At 40.5% G+C, this 20,378-nt stretch carries 19 protein-coding genes and 1 tRNA gene; 4 read left to right on the forward strand and 16 right to left on the reverse strand.

The features are described from left to right. From ade to KOLE_RS10590, 9 genes are all read right to left on the reverse strand, one after another. Complete coding sequence (gene ade, locus KOLE_RS10550) at positions 1-1,734, reverse strand: adenine deaminase (RefSeq protein ID WP_015869406.1); 1,734 nt, start codon at positions 1,732-1,734, stop codon at positions 1-3. A 138-nt stretch (positions 1,735-1,872) separates the two neighbouring features. After that, on the reverse strand, positions 1,873-3,819 hold the full coding sequence (thrS, locus tag KOLE_RS10555) for a threonine--tRNA ligase (protein WP_015869407.1): 1,947 nt from the start codon (positions 3,817-3,819) through the stop codon (positions 1,873-1,875). A gap of 14 nt (positions 3,820-3,833) precedes the next feature. After that, a complete protein-coding gene (locus KOLE_RS10560) occupies positions 3,834-4,217 on the reverse strand; it encodes a Rid family detoxifying hydrolase (RefSeq protein ID WP_015869408.1) in 384 nt (127 codons plus the stop codon). Between the two features lie 148 nt (positions 4,218-4,365). Next, a complete protein-coding gene (locus KOLE_RS10565) occupies positions 4,366-4,860 on the reverse strand; it encodes a hypothetical protein (protein ID WP_015869409.1) in 495 nt (164 codons plus the stop codon). A gap of 566 nt (positions 4,861-5,426) precedes the next feature. After that, positions 5,427-7,136, reverse strand: a complete 1,710-nt coding sequence (locus KOLE_RS10570) for a clostripain-related cysteine peptidase (RefSeq protein ID WP_015869410.1) — start codon at positions 7,134-7,136, stop codon at positions 5,427-5,429. Between the two features lie 102 nt (positions 7,137-7,238). Next, positions 7,239-7,724: a FumA C-terminus/TtdB family hydratase beta subunit gene (locus KOLE_RS10575; RefSeq protein WP_015869411.1), complete on the reverse strand. Its 486-nt coding sequence runs from the start codon at positions 7,722-7,724 to the stop codon at positions 7,239-7,241. Beyond that, on the reverse strand, positions 7,705-8,532 hold the full coding sequence (locus tag KOLE_RS10580) for a fumarate hydratase (RefSeq protein WP_015869412.1): 828 nt from the start codon (positions 8,530-8,532) through the stop codon (positions 7,705-7,707). The genes KOLE_RS10575 and KOLE_RS10580 overlap by 20 nt, the downstream gene beginning before the upstream one ends. Before the next feature lie 76 nt (positions 8,533-8,608). Continuing rightward, on the reverse strand, positions 8,609-9,439 hold the full coding sequence (locus tag KOLE_RS10585) for a PhzF family phenazine biosynthesis protein (RefSeq protein WP_041289049.1): 831 nt from the start codon (positions 9,437-9,439) through the stop codon (positions 8,609-8,611). A 24-nt stretch (positions 9,440-9,463) separates the two neighbouring features. Continuing rightward, on the reverse strand, positions 9,464-9,904 hold the full coding sequence (locus KOLE_RS10590; RefSeq protein ID WP_015869414.1) for a hypothetical protein: 441 nt from the start codon (positions 9,902-9,904) through the stop codon (positions 9,464-9,466). Positions 9,905-10,054: 150 nt separating this feature from the next. Here KOLE_RS10590 and KOLE_RS10595 point away from each other — a divergent pair, with 150 nt between their 5' ends. Next, on the forward strand, positions 10,055-10,552 hold the full coding sequence (locus KOLE_RS10595) for a flavodoxin family protein (RefSeq protein ID WP_015869415.1): 498 nt from the start codon (positions 10,055-10,057) through the stop codon (positions 10,550-10,552). Positions 10,553-10,558: 6 nt separating this feature from the next. Here the strand turns inward: KOLE_RS10595 and KOLE_RS10600 are convergent, their stop codons facing one another. The 3 genes from KOLE_RS10600 to KOLE_RS10610 all read right to left on the reverse strand — a co-directional run bounded on the left by KOLE_RS10600 (position 10,559) and on the right by KOLE_RS10610 (position 11,855). Continuing rightward, positions 10,559-10,903 (reverse strand): ASCH domain-containing protein, encoded by a 345-nt coding sequence (locus KOLE_RS10600; RefSeq protein WP_015869416.1) that lies wholly within the window; start codon positions 10,901-10,903, stop codon positions 10,559-10,561. A 68-nt stretch (positions 10,904-10,971) separates the two neighbouring features. Beyond that, entirely contained in the window at positions 10,972-11,676 is a 705-nt protein-coding gene (locus KOLE_RS10605) for a GNAT family N-acetyltransferase (RefSeq protein ID WP_015869417.1), read from the reverse strand. Positions 11,677-11,780: 104 nt separating this feature from the next. Further along, a tRNA-Glu gene (locus KOLE_RS10610) sits at positions 11,781-11,855 on the reverse strand. Positions 11,856-11,961: 106 nt separating this feature from the next. Between KOLE_RS10610 and KOLE_RS10615 the strand changes: the two genes are divergently transcribed. Further along, on the forward strand, positions 11,962-12,753 hold the full coding sequence (locus KOLE_RS10615) for an alpha/beta hydrolase (protein WP_015869418.1): 792 nt from the start codon (positions 11,962-11,964) through the stop codon (positions 12,751-12,753). Here KOLE_RS10615 and ribF read toward each other — a convergent pair. The 4 genes from ribF to KOLE_RS10635 form a co-directional block, all read right to left on the reverse strand. Continuing rightward, the gene (gene ribF / locus KOLE_RS10620; RefSeq protein WP_015869419.1) at positions 12,739-13,638 is read right to left on the reverse strand and encodes a riboflavin biosynthesis protein RibF; all 900 of its coding nucleotides are present in this window, start codon (positions 13,636-13,638) and stop codon (positions 12,739-12,741) included. The genes KOLE_RS10615 and ribF overlap by 15 nt on opposite strands. Next, positions 13,631-14,560 carry a tRNA pseudouridine(55) synthase TruB gene (truB, locus tag KOLE_RS10625; protein WP_015869420.1) on the reverse strand — a complete coding sequence of 310 codons (930 nt, stop codon included), beginning with the start codon at positions 14,558-14,560 and terminating at the stop codon, positions 13,631-13,633. The genes ribF and truB overlap by 8 nt, the downstream gene beginning before the upstream one ends. After that, positions 14,557-14,934 (reverse strand): 30S ribosome-binding factor RbfA, encoded by a 378-nt coding sequence (gene rbfA, locus KOLE_RS10630; protein WP_015869421.1) that lies wholly within the window; start codon positions 14,932-14,934, stop codon positions 14,557-14,559. The genes truB and rbfA overlap by 4 nt, the downstream gene beginning before the upstream one ends. A gap of 91 nt (positions 14,935-15,025) precedes the next feature. Next, entirely contained in the window at positions 15,026-16,357 is a 1,332-nt protein-coding gene (locus KOLE_RS10635; RefSeq protein WP_083763216.1) for a patatin-like phospholipase family protein, read from the reverse strand. Positions 16,358-16,606: 249 nt separating this feature from the next. Here KOLE_RS10635 and KOLE_RS10640 point away from each other — a divergent pair, with 249 nt between their 5' ends. Both KOLE_RS10640 and KOLE_RS10645 read left to right on the forward strand, forming a co-directional pair. Further along, positions 16,607-18,337, forward strand: coding sequence for an ABC transporter ATP-binding protein (locus KOLE_RS10640; RefSeq protein ID WP_015869423.1), 1,731 nt, complete (start codon positions 16,607-16,609; stop codon positions 18,335-18,337). Positions 18,338-18,342: 5 nt separating this feature from the next. Continuing rightward, the gene (locus KOLE_RS10645; protein ID WP_015869424.1) at positions 18,343-20,289 is read left to right on the forward strand and encodes an ABC transporter ATP-binding protein; all 1,947 of its coding nucleotides are present in this window, start codon (positions 18,343-18,345) and stop codon (positions 20,287-20,289) included. Positions 20,290-20,378: the final 89 nt, after the last annotated feature.

Genomic DNA, 20,378 nt, shown 5'->3' on the forward strand with positions numbered 1-20,378 from the left:
TCAGCCTTCCTTTCCGATGAACAGTGATACAAAGTTATTGTTGATAACATCAACAAGCCCCTGATTTGTTATTCTCAATTCCGGTATCACCGAAAGCTGAACAAAAGAAAGGGTCATAAAGAGATCCGGGACCTCACATCCAAGTTCTTTCAACACTGTTTTCAAATGTCCGAGGCGCTCTGCAACCTCCTTCGAGCTGAGATTAGACATTAAGCCCGCGATGGGCAGGGGCAGTTCTGCCAGAACTTTTCCAGAATTTGCAATAACAAGGCCACCTCCCATATCGATTACCCTGTTTGCAGCCACAACCATATCAGCGTCGTTGGTACCTATCACAGACATATTGTGGGCATCGTGGCCCACTGATGTGGCGACGGCTCCCTGCTTTAAACCTGTTCCGTTAATGAACCCTATCGCCATTGATTTCTCTTCACAATATCTGCATATGGAAGCGACTTTCAGTATATCTCTATTGACATCGGATACTATCCGTCCATCTTTCGTTTTGGGTTCCATTCTAAGTTCTTTTGTTAAAACATCATCTCCATAAACCCTTATTACACGTATATTTTCGCCTTTATTCAATACCTCAAGATCCTTCTCTTCAATATGCGGACACTTGAAGGTATTGACCTCTTCGAGCGGAAACTGTTCGCGGTTTATATCTATAACGAGTTTACCGTTTTCAGCGATGAGTTTTGAATCTTTGAAGACCATTGAGATCCTGAATTCTTCTAAATTATCAACGATAACGAAATCAGCTTTGTATCCCGGAGCTATCGCACCCATTGATCTGAGATTATAATGGCGTGCCGTATTGATTGTTGCAGCCCTCACAGCGGTTATCGGATCGATGCCCTTCTTTATGGCATATCTGATCATATAATCTATGTGACCTTCGTTGAGAATATCATTCGGATGTTTGTCATCAGTACAAAAAGATATAAAAGGATAATTCTTTTCGTTGATTAACGGTAAAAGCTCATCGAGATTTCTCGCTACACTTCCTTCACGCACAAGAATCTGCATCCCACGAGCAAGCTTTTCTTTTGCCTCTTCCACATTTGTACATTCGTGGTCAGAGCGGATGAAGGCACAGATATAGGCGTTCAAATCCTTACCCGAAATTCCCGGAATGTGCCCGTCAATTTTTTTGTATTTGTGGCGAAGAAGTTCGATCTTGGCGATGGAATCATGATCTCCATTTATTATATCGGGATAATTCATCACTTCGCCAAGACCCAATACCCGGGGATGTTTCTCCACGAACCCTATCATATCCATGACGGAGATCCTCGCACCGTTGTTTTCCAGATTTGTTGCAGGTACAGATGATGGGAGCATGATGTAGAGATTGAGAGGTACTCCTTCAGTGGATTTTATCAGGTATTCTACACCATCGAGTCCAAGAACGTTAGCGATTTCATGGGGATCAGCGATAACAGTAGTAGTTCCGCGCGGCAATACCGTTTTTGCAAACTCCACCGGTGAAACCATGGAAGATTCAATGTGAAGATGCGCGTCTATTAATCCCGGTACAACGTATGCACCGTGCAAATCAATTACCTGTTTTCCTTCAGAGTAATCACCTATCCCCGCGATTCTTTTACGAAAAATGGCAATGTTTGCCCTTTCGATTTCTCCACTAAACACATTGACTATTCGCGCATTTTTTAACAACAAATCAGCGGGTTGTTTCCCACGTGCAACAGGAATTATGTCTATTATGTTCACAGTAGCCCCTCCTTTTTTGTCGATTATAAACATGAAGCCAAAGGATGACAAAAGCAAGGAACGTTAATAACGCCCGAAATGAGCTGCTTATAGCCTGTATTTTAAAAGAAGTCCCTGCTCTCGCAGGGACATGGCCAATCAGTCTGCCTTAAATTTAAATATAGATTCACTCATCCTGTTCGATATTTCTTCTTTTAGCTTAGCACTGAATTCCGCAAGTTTCATCCCATAAATATTCTTACCCGTTCTCAAGCGCACGGTTATGGTTTCGCTTTCCTTCTCTTTATCCCCAAGGATCAACATGTAAGGAATCTTATTTAATTGAGCTTCACGAATTTTGTAGTTTGTGGATTTTTGTTTTTCATCGACATCAACACGTACGCCTTCTGCGGCAAGGGCATCTGCTACCTCTCTCGCGTAGTCAACGTGTTTATCGGAAATTGGGATAGCGACAACTTGTACCGGAGCAAGCCAGGTTGGAAAAGCCCCGGCATAATGTTCTATGAGAATACCGAAAAATCTATCCAGAGAGCCGTAAATAGCGCGATGAATCATAACAGGCCTGTATTCTTTATTGTCTGGCCCAACGTAAGTGAGTTCAAAGCGCTCGGGCATCATGAAATCTAGCTGAATCGTGGCACACTGCCACTCTCTCCCGATAGAATCCGTGACATGAAAATCGATCTTCGGTCCGTAAAAAGCTCCGTCCCCTTCGTTAACTTTATATTCCAACCCGATAGATTCGATGGCATCTTTCAAAGCTTCCGTTGCCAGATCCCATATTTCAACATCGCCCATAAAATCTTCTGGACGGGTACATAAGTCGGCTCTATATTCAAACCCGAAAGGAGTGTAGATCATATCGACAAACCGAATGACGTCTTTCAACTGTTCCTTTAATTGTTCTCTGGTACAGAAAATGTGTGCGTCATCCTGGATAAATCCCCTTACTCTAAGGAGACCGTGCAAAACACCGCTTCTCTCATAACGGTGAACCTTACCAAACTCAAAGAGTTTCAACGGCAGATCCCTGTAGCTCATGGCTCGGGATTTATAGATTAATATATGTCCCGGACAGTTCATGGGTTTAATAGCGTATTGCTGCTCATCCTTCTCCGTAAAATACATGTTATCGCGGTAATGGTCCCAGTGTCCCGATCTATGCCACAGGACATCGTTCATAATCTGCGGAGTCATAACCTCCTGATAACCATGCTTACTATGCACTTCCCTTGAGAATTTCATAAGTTCGTTTAGCACGATGGTTCCCTTAGGATGATAGATAGGCATTCCAGGAGCGTATTCATAACTAAAACTAAAAAGGCCAAGCTGAGGTCCAATTTTGCGATGATCCCTCTTTTTGGCTTCTTCCATCATCTTAAGGTATGCTTCGAGTTCGGATTTTTTGGCAAAGGCGGTCCCGTAAATCCTTTGGAGCATCTTATTTCTTTCATCTCCACGCCAGTAAGCTCCGGAAACGGACAGAAGCTTGAAGTACTTTACTTTTCCAGTAGAGGGCATATGCGGACCGCGACACAGATCCACAAATTCACCCTGTCTGTAAAAGGTGGCTACGTCCGATTCGAGATCCTCAATGAGCTCCACTTTATAGGGCTGGTTCTGATCTTTCATTAACTTTATCGCTTCTTCTTTTGGAAGCTCAAAACGCTCGAGTTTTAAGTCTTCCTTTATGATTTTTTCCATCTCTTCTTCAATCTTTGGCAGATCCTCTTCCGTCAGCCTGATATCACCAAGATCAAAGTCGTAGTAAAAACCATTCTCAATAACCGGACCGATTCCCAGTTTTACTTTATCAGATCCGTAGATTCTCATGACCGCCTGAGCCAGGATGTGTGAAAAGGTATGGCGGAAAAACTCAGGCGCTCTCGGGTCCTTTTCGAGTATCAGATTAATTTTACACTCCTCTGGAAGTTCTCTCGTCAGATCCCACAGCTCGCCGTTGACTTCAACACCAATTGCTCTTTTTGCTAACGCCGGCGACAGGTCAGCGGCAACATCCGCTGCAGTTACTGGATGATCGTATTCTTTAATTGAGCCATCTGGCAATTCTATCTTACAACCCATATTATTACCTCCTATTAACTATTACTAATCCTAGCTATTGCTTCAATCTCCAATATTGCATTCTTGGGAAGATTTGAGACTTCTACCACTGCCCTTGCAGGTTTATGCTCAGAAAAGAATTTACTGTAAACCTCGTTGAAAATCGAGAACTTTTGCATATCCCTGATATAAACAGTCACCTTTACTATGTCCTCGATTTTTCCACCGGCTGCTTCAACAACGGAAATTACGTTCTTAATTGTTTGCTCGGTAGCGGATTGAAAATCGTCTAACAGCTCACCTGTTATCGGGTTGAGGGGCAACTGACCTGACACAAAAAGGAATCCGTTGCTAAGGATTCCTTGAGAGTAGGGCCCAATTGCCGCAGGTGCTTTGTCAGTTTTTACAACCCTCAACACACTACCACCTCCCATTTTGCTCAATTATATCACCTAATGCACAAACATTGCCACGCCTTGTATGACCTGAATCTTGCAATTTTTCCCAGGGATAAAAAAAGACGCCCTTTCGGGCGTCTTTTAAAAATAAGATTATTCTATATAAACTTTAGAAACTTAAACCGAGCATAGCATAGTAAAAGGGAACGGGTTCATAACCTGAATCTGCAGAAATATCTACAAAAGCTTCAACACCCGTTTCAATAAAGAATAGTGCCAAATTTACGCCGAGTCCCAATCTGGCTTTTACAAAGAATGGACCAGCATAGGTATCGTCGGTAAGAAGCTCCAGTTCATGCACTGGAACGGTAACCTGCAGTCTGCCAAAGAAAACTCCCAGTGTAGGCTTCAGATTTAGGCCAACATAAAGGTCCGGAGTATCATAAGAATAAAATTCTTTAGTTTCCGGATCAACATAACCGAGGTATGCTTCAGCGGTGATTATCGAAAAATCAACCTGGCCAAAAATATTAGTGGAGTAGATTACAGGTGGTTCAACGTTGAAATCCCCATCAACAACAGCACCCAAACCAACATAAAGGTTACCCGCAAAGAATACAGAAGCTAGCGTAAGGAGAACGCCAATGAGAATACCCTTTTTCATTATTTCACCTCCCGTTCAGATTTAAAATAATTATAGCATTGCAATGGATAAAATCAAAAACATTGTATCCTCTCTTGACCATTTAGTGCGTTATCCAATGGTAGAAAAATTGTTCATTATGTTTACCGATTGAATCAAAGTTTCTTAAAAATAGACTATTGTCACTAAGCTGTTTTAACCCTTCTAATAACACTGCGATTAAATTTGTAGCAGGAATATTTGTTCGACCTTAAGCCTTTACCTAAAGTGCGAATTCTTATTCAGGAAATTCGATTGATTTTAAATTCTATTCTGTTCTCTTCTGTTTTAAAGTTTACGCTTCTAAAATTAAACGAACATTAAAGGAAACAATTTCCCTTTTTCATTGGTTCTATTCCCTCAAATCTATGAGTCCTGTCTATAAAGTTATTATGTCTGATACCCCGTTGTTGTCGGTACATGAAAAAATCGAGCAGGTGATTTGTGTTCCCCCCTGCTCGATAATCATTTATCATTTGCTTCCTACAAAGGTACGATTAATTTCAGATATTCAATAATCCGCCGGTAACCGGTGGAATTGTAGTTAATTAGTTTAGTATATGACTCGCAAGGATCTCCCAGTAATTCCACCAGAAATCGAGTAAGTTAAAAGCGGAATAATAAGCATTATAAGCATCGTAAGTTTCCGGAAGGAAAATGCTAACGCCTTTTGAATTAGCACCTCCACCGCGTATTAGCGAATACGGGACGGCAGCATCTAGGGCTACCCACGCGGAGTAGGCACTGTCTTTAACATCTTGAGATACACCTTCATCATTGTAAATGTAACCAATAAAATCGCCAATTTCACATAACACGGCACCATGATAATAATCCACATAATACTGGGTTATTGCCGGGTAATATGTATTCAATATCCTTGATTTTAAATCCGCAGTTAATTCCTGATCCAGTTCACGCGCAAAATTATCAATTTCCGAATATAGCTCATCCATACATCCCATTTTCCATACTGAAAGGCTCAATTCCACAGTATAGGGAAGTGATTCGAAGTACCTGTCCACTATATTTTTAGCCACATCATAAGCATCATCCAAAGGTCCGATATCATCTAAGAAATCATAATCCCAACCGTCTCCGGGTTCAGAAAAGGCGGAAGCTACAAAATAATCTGATGTGTTTCTTAATTGATAAGCTACCTCTACGGTGCTCATCAAACAGGCATCCATGCCTAGAATGTCGAGTTTTTCCCCATTAAGAACCGTCTCCAAAACATCTTGAACTTCCTTAATTTTAAGGAATGTATCACTAGTATCATCGTAAATTATGCCTCTGGTACGCGTTGCGTCTTCATCTAACCAGGCTCCACCATGATTCCACAATATGAGTGCCTTATGATTCGCCTCTATGGAATAGAAGTCTTCTAAGAATTGTTGTAATTCTGCAGGAGAACCTGAATCCACTTCCCTACCGATGTCTTCAGTATACATTTCTCCTGTTTCATCCAACCAGAAATAAAAATCGTCTGTGAAGTATTCGTATAAAGAATCCGATACATCAGAGATACCTACCACGGCAACATTATTGTTCAGTGTTTCCATTTCCCCCAAATCCACGTAAGCTGCAGATTCCAGATTGTTGTCCGCTCCCATATATACTAAAAACAGCCAATCAATGGGATTTACAGTCACCTGAAATACTCTATCAATCTTTGGAGCATCTGACAAATACGCTGTACAAGAGTATTCTCCAGAGCTTACAAAATATCCCTCAAAGGTTGCAACCCCATATTGGTCTGTATAAACTATCGGATCAACACTCACCTTTTCTGTGCTCACTGAATAAAATCTCGCTATTGATCCAGAATAATCACTGCTAAGAGATACGGCAATATTCTCAACAGGGTTTCCATAAGAGTCTTTTACGGTAACTGTTATATACGACCATTTTCCTGTGTAATGGGTCTCGCTGTCTGCTTCTATTGTGTACAGCGGTCTATACACTGCCACAATATTTTTAGGGGAATCAATGATAATTACGAGCGGGTTAGCATTACCAACATTTACCCCATTTACTTCCCAATGGTCGAAGTTGTAACCTTCAACATTTGGAGCAGTAAAACTTACCATAGTATCTTTGCTGTAAAAACCTGCACCTTCTATGGTAACATCAAGGTCCAAAGGTGATATAGAAGTTACGACTTCATATTTTGGTTTAAAACAACCTGACAAGCTGAGAGCGAAAAGCAACGATATCACAGCGAATATCAGCAACCGATTAAATCTCTTTTTTGCCATTTTATTCCTCCTTTAAATTAGTTAATTAGATTTAAATATCATTCACGGGTTACGATATTAAAGATTTTAATTATATCATTTCTTGGAAACTGAATCTAAGAGTTATAAACAATTCCCATCGCTGTCAATAGCAACGATGAGAGGAAAATTTTTGACTTTCAATCTGTAAACCGCCTCAGGTCCAAGGTCGTGAAAGGCTATTATCTTAGAAGAAATAATTCTTTGCGAAAGCGCCGCAGCAGCACCACTGGGAGCAATAAAGTAAACTGCTGAGTACTTTTTGCACAGTTCTCTCACAAAATCATTTCTTCTACCTTTTCCCACGGTTGCAATAACCCCGAGATTCAGAAGCATTTCAAGGTATGAATCCATTCTCGAAGAAGTTGTGGGTCCTATTGAACCTATATTTCTTCCTTCGGGAGCTTTGGCTGGTCCGGCGTAAAATACGATCTTGCCTTCTAAATCAAAAGGAAGCGGAAGATTTCCTTCCAGTATCGTTTTTGTTCTCTTTTGTGCGGCATCGCGCATAACAATGAGTTCGCCGGTGTACTCAATTTCACTTCCAACCTTAAGTTCCTTTATCTTCAAAAACAATCCTCCCTTTCCTGCAAATGAAGCAATCTACAGAAACCGCAACAGGCAGCGTCGCTATGTGCGTGGGATAGTACTCGATACTCACGGAATAGGCAGAGATACCATTCCCCAATCCCTGGTAACCAATTTTTAAAGCATTTACATCTTCCAGAATCTCATTTTCAAGTTCGTTATATTTTTCGTTCGGATTTTTCCGGTTGAAAGGGTTGGTTAGAGCGAGTTTCGAAAGGAGCATAGCTTTATCAGCCGTACCTCCAATTCCTATACCTATATTCAAGGGTGGACAGGCATTCGGTCCCAGTTCTTTTATATGATTTACAACAGCATTTTTAATTTCCTCTGGTTCAGCGGAGGGTTTTAACATAAACAAAGCGCTCAGATTTTCGCTTCCTCCGCCCTTAATGAGGAACCTAACTTCCATATGTCTTCCTTTCGTGTGGAATACATGGCAGACAACCGGTGTGTTGTCGCCAGTGTTCTTTCGTTCATAAAGAGGATCGGATACAATGGAATATCTGTATGGCTGAGTGGTATAAACTTCTCTTACAGCTCGTTCAAGGGAAGCACAGATCGGTTCCTCGAGGCAGACTTCATGTCCCAAAAACACAAAAAATTCAAGCATTCCCGTGTCCTGACAGATAGGGAGCCCTTTTTCAGCAGCAAGTTTGAAATTCTCTTTTATTATCTCAGAAAATGGGCCGCTATACTGCGAAGCCTGTTCGACAACATATGGATCAGCAATCGTGTTTGCCTCTATAATTGACTTAGAAACTGCATTTATGATTTCAGAGCTTTTGATCATACTCGCTCCTATCTATATCTTTAGAGTATTCACATCCAATATAACAGGTTAAAAGGGGTTCATTGGCACCTCGGTATCAAGCAAAATCGTTCAGCAGAGTACCTTTCAAAATCGTTACTGCATTCCCGGTGATGTAAACCCTGTCACCTCCAGTAATTTCAAGAAGGAGTTCTCCACCACGTTCAGAAGCCTGATAGGCCTGCATTTTTTTCTTTCCGAGTCGTTCCATCCAGAAAGGACCCAGGACAGTGTGTGCTGAACCGGTTACAGGATCCTCATCAATCCCTACCCACGGTGCAAAGTATCTTGATACGATATCGTATCCATCATTACCTCTGGCGGTTGCTATAAGCCCTCTTATCTCGTAATTAGTTTTCAATGAGAGAAGCCTTTTAAAGTCAGGTTTTAATTCCCTGATAATAGAAGCTTGTTCGAATTCAACAAGGAGCTTTGCGGTTTTTTGACCATAAAAGGTTTTCATATTTTCTGAGTATCCAAGGACCTCTTTCAATCCTTTAGGAATTGGTACCGGGATTGGTTTATCCTGCGGGAAATTCAATCTTACGCTATCAGAAACAAGCTCTGCTTCATGGATACCACTGAGTGTTTTAAAACGGATTTTTCCACGACAACCGTATTCAGAAAACAGTATCCAGGCCGTAGCAAGGGTAGCATGACCGCACAAAGGAACTTCTACCTGTGGAGTGAACCATCTGAGTTCAAAGACACCAGAATCCATCGCTTCTTTGGACATAATCACAAATGCTGTTTCCGAAAAGTTCATCTCTCTGGCTATAGCAAGATAATTTTTTGAAGAAAGAGGTTTTTTCAAAACACACACGGCGGCTGGATTTCCGGAATAAGCTTTTCTCGTAAAGGCATCAACCTGAAAAATCACTATTTTCATCGGCACATATCACCTCATATAGGTTCAAAACTCAAAATACGCTGTCAACGTAGGAATTGGTTTTAATCCTGTCTCGACCAAAAAATCCAAAGGCACGTTAATTGGCAATCCGACCTGTCCACCAAGAAAAAGAGAGCCAACACCCAGATTCATTCCAAGATTAGCACCAATTCTTCCAAGAAGCAGGCATTTTTTCTCTTCAAGCTGAATAAATCCTTCAAAACCTGTATGTACCCGGAAGGATCCGAAATCCTTAGATATGAAAACACCGGGCACAAACAGTGATATTCCGGAATCATCGAATATGAATCCATTCTTTAATTGAACACTAAATTCTCCAACATCTATGCTTACAGCAAGGAAAGGTTCAGTGTGTCCGTGCAGGTTTATTCCAATACTTATTCTAAACGCATACAGACTGGAAAAGATAAACAAGACTACCACCAGTATAAATTTCAATCTCATCGCAATTTTCACCTTCTTTTTACTAAATCTATTCTAACCTTTATTGTGTACAGAGCCAAGCTGTTTTCGATCAACAGCTAGGAATTATGAAGGAATTGCCTGGCGTATGCTATAGAATAATAGTATACGCTTTTGTCGGGAGGTGATGAAATGAAAGCACTTCTAGTTTATTACAGCCTAACCGGTTCGGTAAAAGAAATCGTAAAAACTGTTCAAAAAAATTCTGGATTACCTGCAAGGGAGCTTATAGACACCAAAAGACGAGACAATGTGCTAGGCGCAGGATTTGCTGCTTTTTTTGGAATTTCTACCAAACTTAAAGATCCCAATTACGATGTTTCTAAATACGATACTCTTATACTCCTTACGCCTATCTGGGCTGGATGTCCTACTCCTGCTATGAATACTTTTATACGAAGAGCTGATTTGAGAGGTAAAAAAATTTTTTTAGTAGGTGTTGGAGCCGCGCCAAACAACAAAAGAGCGATAGAAAAATTCAGAAGAATCGTTAGAAAATTTGGTGGCAGAATCATAGGTACCCGTACTTATCGTGGCATAAATCCAATGAGAAAGAAATTCCAGCAACGCTGGAAAGATCTTGAAGAAGCCGGGCATGAACTTACCCGTATATTTATGGAAAATGATTAAGAAGAATTATTCTAACAGTTCGATCCTTATTCCCAGAACCCCGTACTTTCTTTCCTGTTCTCTGGTGTAGATTTTATAAGTACTTTCAAGCATCCATTCAAGTGTTTTTCCTTCTCTTCCAAAATATTTGAAAGGAATATCCCGATAAAGCTGTTCAAACGTTTCATAGTGTAAAAGTCCCACAACCTTTACCCTTAACTTTTCGTTGAGGTCAGGCAATTTAGAGAAAACAATAGTGTCACCAATCTTTATTTTCTGCCTTTTCTCATCGTTCAATCTGACTTCTATAACTTTCTTTCTCGTTTTGATAAGCTCAAAAGGTTCAGGAAGCAGCTTCATTTTATGTTCCATATAATCTCACTCTCCTTCGCATAACGCCAGAGATACAGTTATTCGCTCCTGCAAGCAAAGTTTAATACCTATTTGAATTTAACCCAATGAACATTCTTGTCTTCGATAAATCCGAGACTCTTTGCCAGGTTCATAGAAGGAATATTGCTCTCTTCTATCTGTACGAAGGGAACGTTGCCCGATTTCCTGACTTTTTGTATCATTGAGATCATGAGAGCCTTTGCATATCCCCTTCTTCTATAAGCAGGCAGCACGTTCAAAATACCAATCGCGCCATCGTCCTGAGTCATTATCCAGCCCACTAGAGTTTCGCCATCGTAAATTCCGAATCCTCCAGCTTTTTCTATTCGTTCCCTTATGTAATCGGAATCGGTATATTCACGGTATTCGTAGTTTTCGAAGATGTAATCGGCCATTTCTGGTCTCAAAGGTTTAACGCCTATGGTAGTCTTGGGTAAAGTTACATAATCTGGCAGGTAGAGCCTTATGCAGGAAAGTATCCAATCAACCTCTCTATCGGCGATTACATATGGAAGCATCCAGTCCTCAAGAACAGCATAGCAGGTTTCTGCCGAAATTCTTTTGAGCAGTTCTTTGAATTCTTCCAGGTTTTCAGAGCTTATGTATACCCAGTCTCTATCGCTTTTACCTTTTATTGCGACCGATTCGCCCACGATCTCCACTAATTCTATAGGGTAGTCTTTGCAGAAATTGATAATACTGCGGTTCTGTACCCTATTTTTTTCAAGGATCCGGAGCGCCCTTTCAATCATACCTGCAACCCCCTCTTCCCAATGACCTAACCTATTTTAATCTCCGTGCAGGTTACCTACAAAAAAAGAGAGGAAGTCTTCTACTTCCTCTCTTTTCTCTTCTCTGGCAGCCCCACGGGGAATCGAACCCCGACCTTCGGACTGAGAATCCGATGGACTAGCCGTTATCCTATGGGGCCATGCACTGAAAATATTATCATAAGAATCGGGGCTTGTAAATACCTGTTTTTTGATTCTAAGCGATAGAGAGTATAATATTTTTGTTAAAAACGGGGAGGGATAGCGATGTTCATTAGAAAATGGTCTACAAATAATAAACCCGTGGGAAGTATCATTATCGTTCATGGATTAGAAGAACATTCGGGGCGTTATGATCCTTTTGCCCGGTTCTTGACTTCAAAAGGGTTTACTGTTTACTCTTCAGATCTTCCAGGCCACGGAGTAAGTTCCTCACCTTATGGTCATATAGATTCTTTTAATGAATTCTTTGAGACTGTCGAAACCCTTATGAACATTGCTAACATAGAATTTCCGGATTTACCTCTTTACCTTTTTGGACACAGCATGGGCGCTCTGGTGTCTATAAGAGTTGCACAGGAAAGAACGGAAGATTTTAAGGCCTGTGTGTTCAGCGCACCTCCATTACATTCTCTTAAAAAGCAGGCTGGTGGGCTTGTGCCTTTATTGATCGTTCTTAATATGGTTGCTCCGTTTGTAAGATTCAGTAATAGAATCGATCCCAACAAACTCTCAACAAACCCTGAGGCGGTTAAAAGATATATTAATGATCCTTTCGTTCACGACAAAATATCTGCAAGGCTCTTCAACAATATGGATAAGAACATATCAATAGCATGGCAGAAAACGGATAATCTGCCAGATTCGGTTATGTTCGTTTACGGCACTGATGATACCGTGATTTCAGTTGATGCCATAAAGGAATTCTTTGAAAAAGTCTCTGCTAAAAACAAGCGGATTGTTGAAATTGAAGGAGGAAAACACGAAATCTTTGAAGATCTTGAACGCAAAGAGAGATTTTTCAATGAAATAGCCAGCTATTTCTTAGACAACCTGTGAATCAAGCTTGCTTACCCATTTCCTTGCAATCCTTTCGTCACGCCGTATTGCGTGTACGAGTTCATCGATGGAAGCAAACTTGAGCTCGGGGCGCAAAAACTTTAATAGTTCTATCTCAAGTCTCTTGCCGTAAAGGTCACCTGAAAAATCCAGAAAATACACTTCGTATTTTATTTCTTTAGAAAAGTTAACCGTTGGCCTGAACCCGATATTTAATAATCCGTAATATAGCCTGCTTCCTATTATTGATTTAACGATATAAACTCCAGAGCGTGGAGTCACAACCTTCTCAATTCCTCGTGAAATATTTGCAGTAGGAAAACCGAGCTTGGTTCCAAGACGATTATCTTGATAAACCTTTCCTGAGATTGTGTAAGGGGACCCTAACAATTCATTGGCCAACTCTATTTTTCCCTGTGCTAACAATTCTCGTATCCAACTGCTGCTTATCTTTCTTCCATCGCGTTTCAAATGAGGTACGATAACGAGTTCGAATTTTAGTTTCCTTGACAGTTCTCTCAATAGTTCGGTGTTACCGCGCGCACCTTTTCCAAAGGTGAAGTCTTCTCCTACAACGAGGCCTACCATTCCCTGGTTTATAAGAGCCAGAATATATTCTTCAGGTTCAATATCTTTGATCTCTTCAATATCTACGGTTACCACGTTTTTTATACCAAGGGAAAGGATCAGTTCAACCCTTTTTGCAATCGTGTAGATCAGACCCGGAAAGTTCGGGAAGTAATATCCCCATGGATACATTATGGAAAGAGCAGTACTGCACACATTAAGCTTTCTGGAAAGCTTAAGAGTCTCCGACATTATTTTTCTATGTCCGAGATGAACACCATCAAAGTTACCTATGCAAACAGTGAATTTTTTACCCACGGAATACCTTCTCCAATGTTGCGACTCTTTCTTTTGATACTTTTTTTGTGAGAGTCTTAATGAATTTGCTTGTCCTTTCGGATCTGGCGATAGCGAGTAGATTCTGATCTTCATCTATAATCCTTATCACGGCTTCTTTAGGAAATACACCTTTTATTTCAACAACTCCATTGGAATATACCTGACCACCGTTTAACACTTTCTCGGCCTGTTCTCTTGAAACGACAATCGCTGGAAGAAAACTGACAATTTCGTTCATAGGCTTTATGTCTTTAATATCAACCTCATCGAGTTTAACAGCATCGGAAACTGAAAACTTTCCTATAGCCAGCCTTCGCAAAAAGGTCGTTGTTGCTCCACATCCGAGCTTATAACCTATGTCCATAACAAGGGAACGAACGTAGGTTCCAGCTGAGACCTTTACAACGAATGATACGGCCATTTCGACGGGGTCGAAGGATTTTACATAGATGTCGTGTATCGTGACCTTCTTTGGTGGTAAGTTTATGATTTTCCCCTTTCTCGCGAGCCTGTAAAGTCGCTCACCTTTATATTTTTTCGCTGAATATGCCGGTGGCACCTGCATGTATTCCCCGGTGAAGCTTTCAATAGCATCTCTGATCATTTCCTCGGTGATATGGGAACTTTCCCTTTCTTCGACAAGATTACCAGTAAAATCAAAGGTATCGGTCATAACACCGAGTTTCATTTCAACCTCATATGTCTTATCCATGCCTTTTATATATTCCAAAAGCCTGGTAGCTTTGCCAACACCAACAATGAGGAGACCACTGGCAAAGGGATCAAGGGTCCCGGAATGCCCAACCTTTTTTATTCCAAACTTCTTGCGGATTTCATCGACAACATCATGCGAAGTAATCCCGGAAGGTTTATCGATGAAAAGAAATCCGTTCAAATTCATTCATTCTCTTCCTTTTCCTGTTCTTGTTTTTTGATTTCTTCAAGTATTTTTGATATTCGTAAACTCGCTTCTATGCCAATGTCTTCATGAAATCTCAACTCAGGAGCTTTAAAAAGCCTTATGTTTTTCGCTACGGCTGTCCTGAAGTATCCCTTGTTTTCCTCCATAAATTCCACCGCTTTTTTCTTTTCTTCATCATTCCCAAGGTAGCTAACAAAAATGTTTGCGTAACGCTTGTCTTTTGAAAGCTCGATTCTCACGATAGAAACCAAAGTAGGATCTATTTCACTTTCTCCTTTGAAATTCCGAAGCGCTTCAGTTAGAACCTTTTGAATCTCCGATTCCAGCATCGCTTTTCTGTAACCTGCGGACATCCGTTCCACCTCCCCTACCTCTAATCATTATACATTACTTTCAAAGGGGCTTGATTTTCGAATCATTAATGCCCAATCAAGGAGGTTTAAATTAAGGAATTGTTATTAATGATTCAAAAGAAGAGCGTATCCTTTTATAATCTTCTGAAATTTCTACGTCATGTTTGCTGTTGTTCCAGATAAATTTAAGAAATTCAATCAACATATCGTACTTCTTGCCCACGGTTAATTTTAAAAGCGTCGAACGGGTAGTTTGAGGCTCGTCACTATTAACAATCGTTTTAAATAATTCTTCAATAGAATATGGCCTTAATTTGTTAATCTCAAGGTAAGAGGCAATATTTTCTAAAACAGCTTCGCACGTTTTCCTAGGAGGCGCGTTGAAAGTTTTAAAAGCTGATTCCAGGTAAGGTAATACCTGTCGATAATAATGATACGCAACCGGTGCATCTTCTAATGGTTTGATTTCAAGGATGGCCATTGCCTGAGCGCGTTGCTGATCGTCGAGACTCATAAAGAACTTTCCTATAAGATCTTCACCCGGGTAAATGTAGTAAACATTACCGTGTAGAATCCCATAAGCTTTCAATGTATCGAGATAACCTTCTGCCATATATTTTTTTGAGACTTCCGGATCGAAAGTTAGTATTCCACCATAATACTCCCGGGGCTTTATGTAAATAATCTCTTCATCCGATTTTGTGAAGCCTTTGATCAGATTTAAAATATCAACAATCCCATACGTACCTATATCGACAACTACAATCTTTTTAAAACCCTTTTTAATGGCCATTTCTACCGGAATGTTTGCATAAACGCCTCCATCAATAAATTTTGCTCCACCTATGTTTTCCCGTTTGAATACCGGGAAATTGGCACTTGCCAGTATATAATCTATAAGCATTCCTTCCGGTATATCGTCTATGTAGAGCATAACAGGAGACAAGCTAGAAACCGAGTAGGCAACGAGTCCATAATCGATCGGGGATGAACGTATCTCCTCTTCAGATATAATCTCACTTAATTTTTTTCTCAATGGAGATACATCTATACCAGACTCTTCAAACAACATTTTTACAGCTTCGGCAATGCTGCTCAATTTGAGATTCTTGATATCGCCTTCAAAGAGCGGTCTAATATTTGGTGAAATTTTCATTATATCCTCATAAGTTGCTGTCAACCAGAGCTTCCTAGCCAGTTCAAACTCGCCCATAGCAACCCCGGCACCGTTAATCGCACCAACTGAGGTACCATAAACGCCGCCTATCTCTTCTCCTAAATCCATCACTGCTTTCCAGACACCTACTTCATAGGCTCCTCTACCGCCTCCACCAGAAAACACAAGAGCAATTTTTTCAGAAAAGCCTGTTGAAAACATTATCATACCCACCCCAAAAATAATAAGTATTTTTAATTTCATCATTTTACCACCATTCTCTTTTCTCGCTGGCTTGACACTCCATAACAAATACTACCATACAATCAGAAAACAATGTGGTTCTGTCAATTCCGCGGAATAAAACTCTCAAAATTAAAAACTTTTATACAGAAAAATTCCCAACAAACTATGTTTTTGCGTCTTACCGATGAATTCTGGAATTTTAGAAAACGCTTTTTAATGATAAAATAAATAATGCTTAGGATACAAAATAAAATTTCGGGGGGGAAAACTTTGCTCAAAGAGTTCTTCAAGCGTTATTGGTGGACTTACCTTCTGGGTAGCTTCTTTCTAATCATCGTCGATCTTCTACAACTTATTGTACCCCGGGTTATCGGTAATATAGTCGATGCTCTCAAGGTTGGATTGAACGACATATCGGCTTTAAAACTCTCGATTATAAGTATCTTTATGATAGCGCTGGGAGTATTTATGGCCAGGTTCTTCTGGCGTATACTGATAATGGGTTCTGCACGAAGATTCGAATATTATTCGAAGAAAATACTCTTTGAAAAGCTCCTCAGTCTTTCACCGAGTTTTTACGACAAAACCCGTGTTGGAGATCTTATGGCAAGGTTTACCAACGATGTAAGAGCAGTCAGAATGGCAATGGGGCCAGCCATCGTTATGATCGTAGATGCTATTTTCCTGACTTCTGTTACAATTATCGCCATGGGAACCATGGTTGATTGGAGCTTAACGTGGATAGCAATCATCCCTTTACCTTTTTTGGCAATGGTTACAAGCTTCTTTGGAAAAATGATACACAACCGCTTCAAGAGTGTTCAAGAATCCTTCTCCGATCTTACTGACACCGTTGAAGAATCTGTGTCAGGCGTTCGTGTCATCAAAAGCTATGGTATCGAGGATTTGAGATACGAAACACTCAAAAAAAAATCTCAGGATTATGTCAACAAAAATATGCGGCTTGTGCGCGTATGGGGAATGTTTTTTCCATTAATACAGCTACTGGCTTCGATAGGCTATATAATAGCTACCTTTTATGGTGGTAGAAAGGTGATTCTCGGTGAGATAACGCTGGGAGAATTTATCACATTTACTGCTTATCTCGGTATGCTTATATGGCCTATGATGGCGATTGGTTGGGTTATAAACCTCATTCAAAGGGGAAGGGCTTCCTACAAACGGCTTCTTGATATCCTGAACAGGGAATCGGAAGTAATTTCTAAAGACCCCGTAGCTGCAAAAAAACTGCAAGGCCATGTGATTATAAGAGATTTGACGTATAGATATCCTGGATCAGAACGGGTGGTGCTCGATAATATTTCAATGGAAATAAAACCAGGCACCAAAGTGGCGATCGTTGGAACCACAGGTTCAGGAAAATCTACCATAGCGAAACTCATAGCCAGACTTTACCAGGTTCCCGATGGAAAGATATTTATAGACGGAATAGACATTAACAAACTTCCACCGGAAACGGTAAGGGAAAATATCTCGTACGTTCCTCAGGAAACATTCCTTTTTACCGATACGATCAAAGGAAACATAGCCTTTGGTATTGAAGATGATGAAGAAGAAAGGATTGTAAAGTACGCAAGCGTTGCAGCAATACATGAGGATATCGTTCAGTTCCCGAAGGGATACGACACATTGGTTGGAGAGAGAGGAGTAACACTTTCCGGAGGACAGAAACAACGAGTGGCAATAGCACGAGCTTTGATAAAAGAAACTCCCATAGTTATACTGGATGATTGTTTGTCGGCTGTGGATACGGAAACGGAAGCTCGAATTCTTTCCAGTCTCGTGAATTCGACAGAGAAGAAAACTATTATTATCATTTCTCATCGATTGAAAGCCGTTAGAGACGCGAATGTTATCTATGTACTACACGACGGAAAAATCGTTGGTCATGGAACACATGAGGAATTAATCGAATCTAACGAACTTTATAGAAGAATGTACGAGCGGCAATTGTTAGAAGAAAAATTGGAGGAGGAGTAATATATATGGCTCGCGATATGTACACAGAAGTTGATGAAAGGAGTAAAGTCCGGGACTGGCATGTAATCCTGAGGTTGTGGAAATACGCAAAACCCTATTGGTATCTCCTTTTGATAGGGGTTGTAATGATAATAATCTCCACAGGCTTCGACCTGGTTCTACCATATTTACAGAAAGTGGCTATAGATAACTTCATGAATGTTAAACACCATTATAAAATTGTTGAATATAATAACGGCCAACCAAAATTCGTTGAAGATCCAGATGGGAAATTTATTCTGAAACAGCTCGAAGATGGAACCGTTATAATAACAGACGGTGAGATAAAATACCACATTTCTTCTGAAGAATTGCGGGAACTTCGCGCCAGAGACCTTGTAGGTATCTCCAAATTAGCTCTTTACATGCTTTTGATCCTGCTAGGAATGTTTTTTACGAGTTATCTTCAAGTCTATGTTACGAGCTACATGGGACAAAAAGTTACCCATGATATCAGGAAAGCATTGTTCAGACACGTGATGAGACTGCCCATGAGGTTTTTTGATACCAATCCTTCCGGGAGGATTGCAACTCGTATAGCAAATGACACAAAAAACATTGCTGAGTTCTTCAGTAGTGTTATCACGTCAATAATTAAAGATGTTGTTTTGCTTGTTGGAATTATTATCGTGATGCTGAAATTGTCCCTATACCTCGGGCTAATTTCTCTTGCCGTTCTGCCACTAATTGCTTTTGCCATACTCATTTTCCGTTACTTCGACCGTATTGCATATCGTAAAGTCAGAACAAGATTAGCTGCTATCAACGCTTTTCTTGCAGAACATATATCCGGGATGGCTGTGATTCAGCTTTTCAATCAGGAGAAAAGAAAAGCAAAAGAATTTGATGAAGTAAATAAAAAACATTACAAAAGTCTCAGGGAACAGTTGCTTATTTTTTCGATATTCAGACCGCTGATGGATGTTGTGTATTATCTTGCACTGACAGTTCTTATATGGTTCGGTGCTAAGGGGATCATACAACACACCCTTGAGTTTGGTGTACTGTACGCCTTCGTAAGCTATATCGACATGTTCTTTAGACCACTAAAAGATATTGCTGAAAAATACGATATAGTTCAAAATGCGCTGGCATCTTCCGAAAAGATATTCAAGCTTATGGATACTCCCGAAGAAACGTACAACGACGAACGAGAACCTGTAAGAAAGATCTCAGGCGAGATAGAATTTGACAATGTCTCTTTCGCTTATGATGGGGAAAATTACGTGCTTAAAAATATATCCTTCCGCGTTTCTCCAAAGGAGAAGATAGCCATAGTTGGAGAAACCGGAGCAGGTAAGACCTCAATTATAAGCCTGCTGAACGGTTTATACCGTATCCAGAACGGGGATATAAGAATAGATGGTACATCTATCTATGATCTAAACCTTCAATCACTGAGGCGTCGAATTGGTGTCGTTCTACAGGATGTCTTCCTGTTTTCCGGAACGATTCTCGATAACATACGTCTTTTCAATGAAGAGATTCCCAGACAGAAGGTTATTGAAGCAGCAAAATACGTTTATGCAGAGCGTTTTATAGAACGTCTGTCAAAAGGATACGATACGGAGATTCTCGAACGCGGTGGAACGCTCTCAGCGGGAGAACGGCAATTGATTGCTCTAGCCAGGGCCGTACTCTATAACGCTGAAATTCTCGTACTTGATGAAGCGACGGCCAACATCGACGCTGAAACTGAAATGCTTATCCAGCAGGCAATGGAAAAAATTTCCAATGAGAAAACTGTGCTTACCATCGCTCACAGAATATCCACGATAAGGAACTCCGATAGAATACTCGTAATTCATAAAGGAAAACTGGTTGAAGTAGGGAGTCACGACGAACTCATAAAGCTTGGTGGCATTTATGCAGATCTCTACAGGCTGCAGTATGAGCTGGATGATGCTGGTTGATGAATAAAAAAATTGCTGCCCTTTTCAGGGCAGCGAAGCGGTCTGAGGGTTACTTCAGCAAGAATATTATAATCACTTCAACCGCAGGG

It is taken from the genome of Kosmotoga olearia TBF 19.5.1, assembly GCF_000023325.1.
Classification (GTDB): Bacteria; Thermotogota; Thermotogae; order Petrotogales; family Kosmotogaceae; genus Kosmotoga; species Kosmotoga olearia.

What these genes read in the sequence shown, in the direction of transcription:
- KOLE_RS10585 (WP_041289049.1), bottom strand. Translation starts at nt 9,439, where the DNA reads ATGAAAATAGTGATTTTTCAGGTTGATGCCTTTACGAGAAAAGCTTAT.
- KOLE_RS10600 (WP_015869416.1), bottom strand. Translation starts at nt 10,903, where the DNA reads ATGGAACATAAAATGAAGCTGCTTCCTGAACCTTTTGAGCTTATCAAA.
- KOLE_RS10635 (WP_083763216.1), bottom strand. Translation starts at nt 16,357, where the DNA reads ATGATGAAATTAAAAATACTTATTATTTTTGGGGTGGGTATGATAATG.
- KOLE_RS10595 (WP_015869415.1), top strand. Translation starts at nt 10,055, where the DNA reads ATGAAAGCACTTCTAGTTTATTACAGCCTAACCGGTTCGGTAAAAGAA.
- KOLE_RS10590 (WP_015869414.1), bottom strand. Translation starts at nt 9,904, where the DNA reads ATGAGATTGAAATTTATACTGGTGGTAGTCTTGTTTATCTTTTCCAGT.
- truB (WP_015869420.1), bottom strand. Translation starts at nt 14,560, where the DNA reads ATGAATTTGAACGGATTTCTTTTCATCGATAAACCTTCCGGGATTACT.
- KOLE_RS10580 (WP_015869412.1), bottom strand. Translation starts at nt 8,532, where the DNA reads ATGATCAAAAGCTCTGAAATCATAAATGCAGTTTCTAAGTCAATTATA.
- KOLE_RS10645 (WP_015869424.1), top strand. Translation starts at nt 18,343, where the DNA reads ATGGCTCGCGATATGTACACAGAAGTTGATGAAAGGAGTAAAGTCCGG.
- thrS (WP_015869407.1), bottom strand. Translation starts at nt 3,819, where the DNA reads ATGGGTTGTAAGATAGAATTGCCAGATGGCTCAATTAAAGAATACGAT.
- KOLE_RS10605 (WP_015869417.1), bottom strand. Translation starts at nt 11,676, where the DNA reads ATGATTGAAAGGGCGCTCCGGATCCTTGAAAAAAATAGGGTACAGAAC.
- KOLE_RS10615 (WP_015869418.1), top strand. Translation starts at nt 11,962, where the DNA reads ATGTTCATTAGAAAATGGTCTACAAATAATAAACCCGTGGGAAGTATC.
- KOLE_RS10565 (WP_015869409.1), bottom strand. Translation starts at nt 4,860, where the DNA reads ATGAAAAAGGGTATTCTCATTGGCGTTCTCCTTACGCTAGCTTCTGTA.
- rbfA (WP_015869421.1), bottom strand. Translation starts at nt 14,934, where the DNA reads ATGTCCGCAGGTTACAGAAAAGCGATGCTGGAATCGGAGATTCAAAAG.
- KOLE_RS10570 (WP_015869410.1), bottom strand. Translation starts at nt 7,136, where the DNA reads ATGGCAAAAAAGAGATTTAATCGGTTGCTGATATTCGCTGTGATATCG.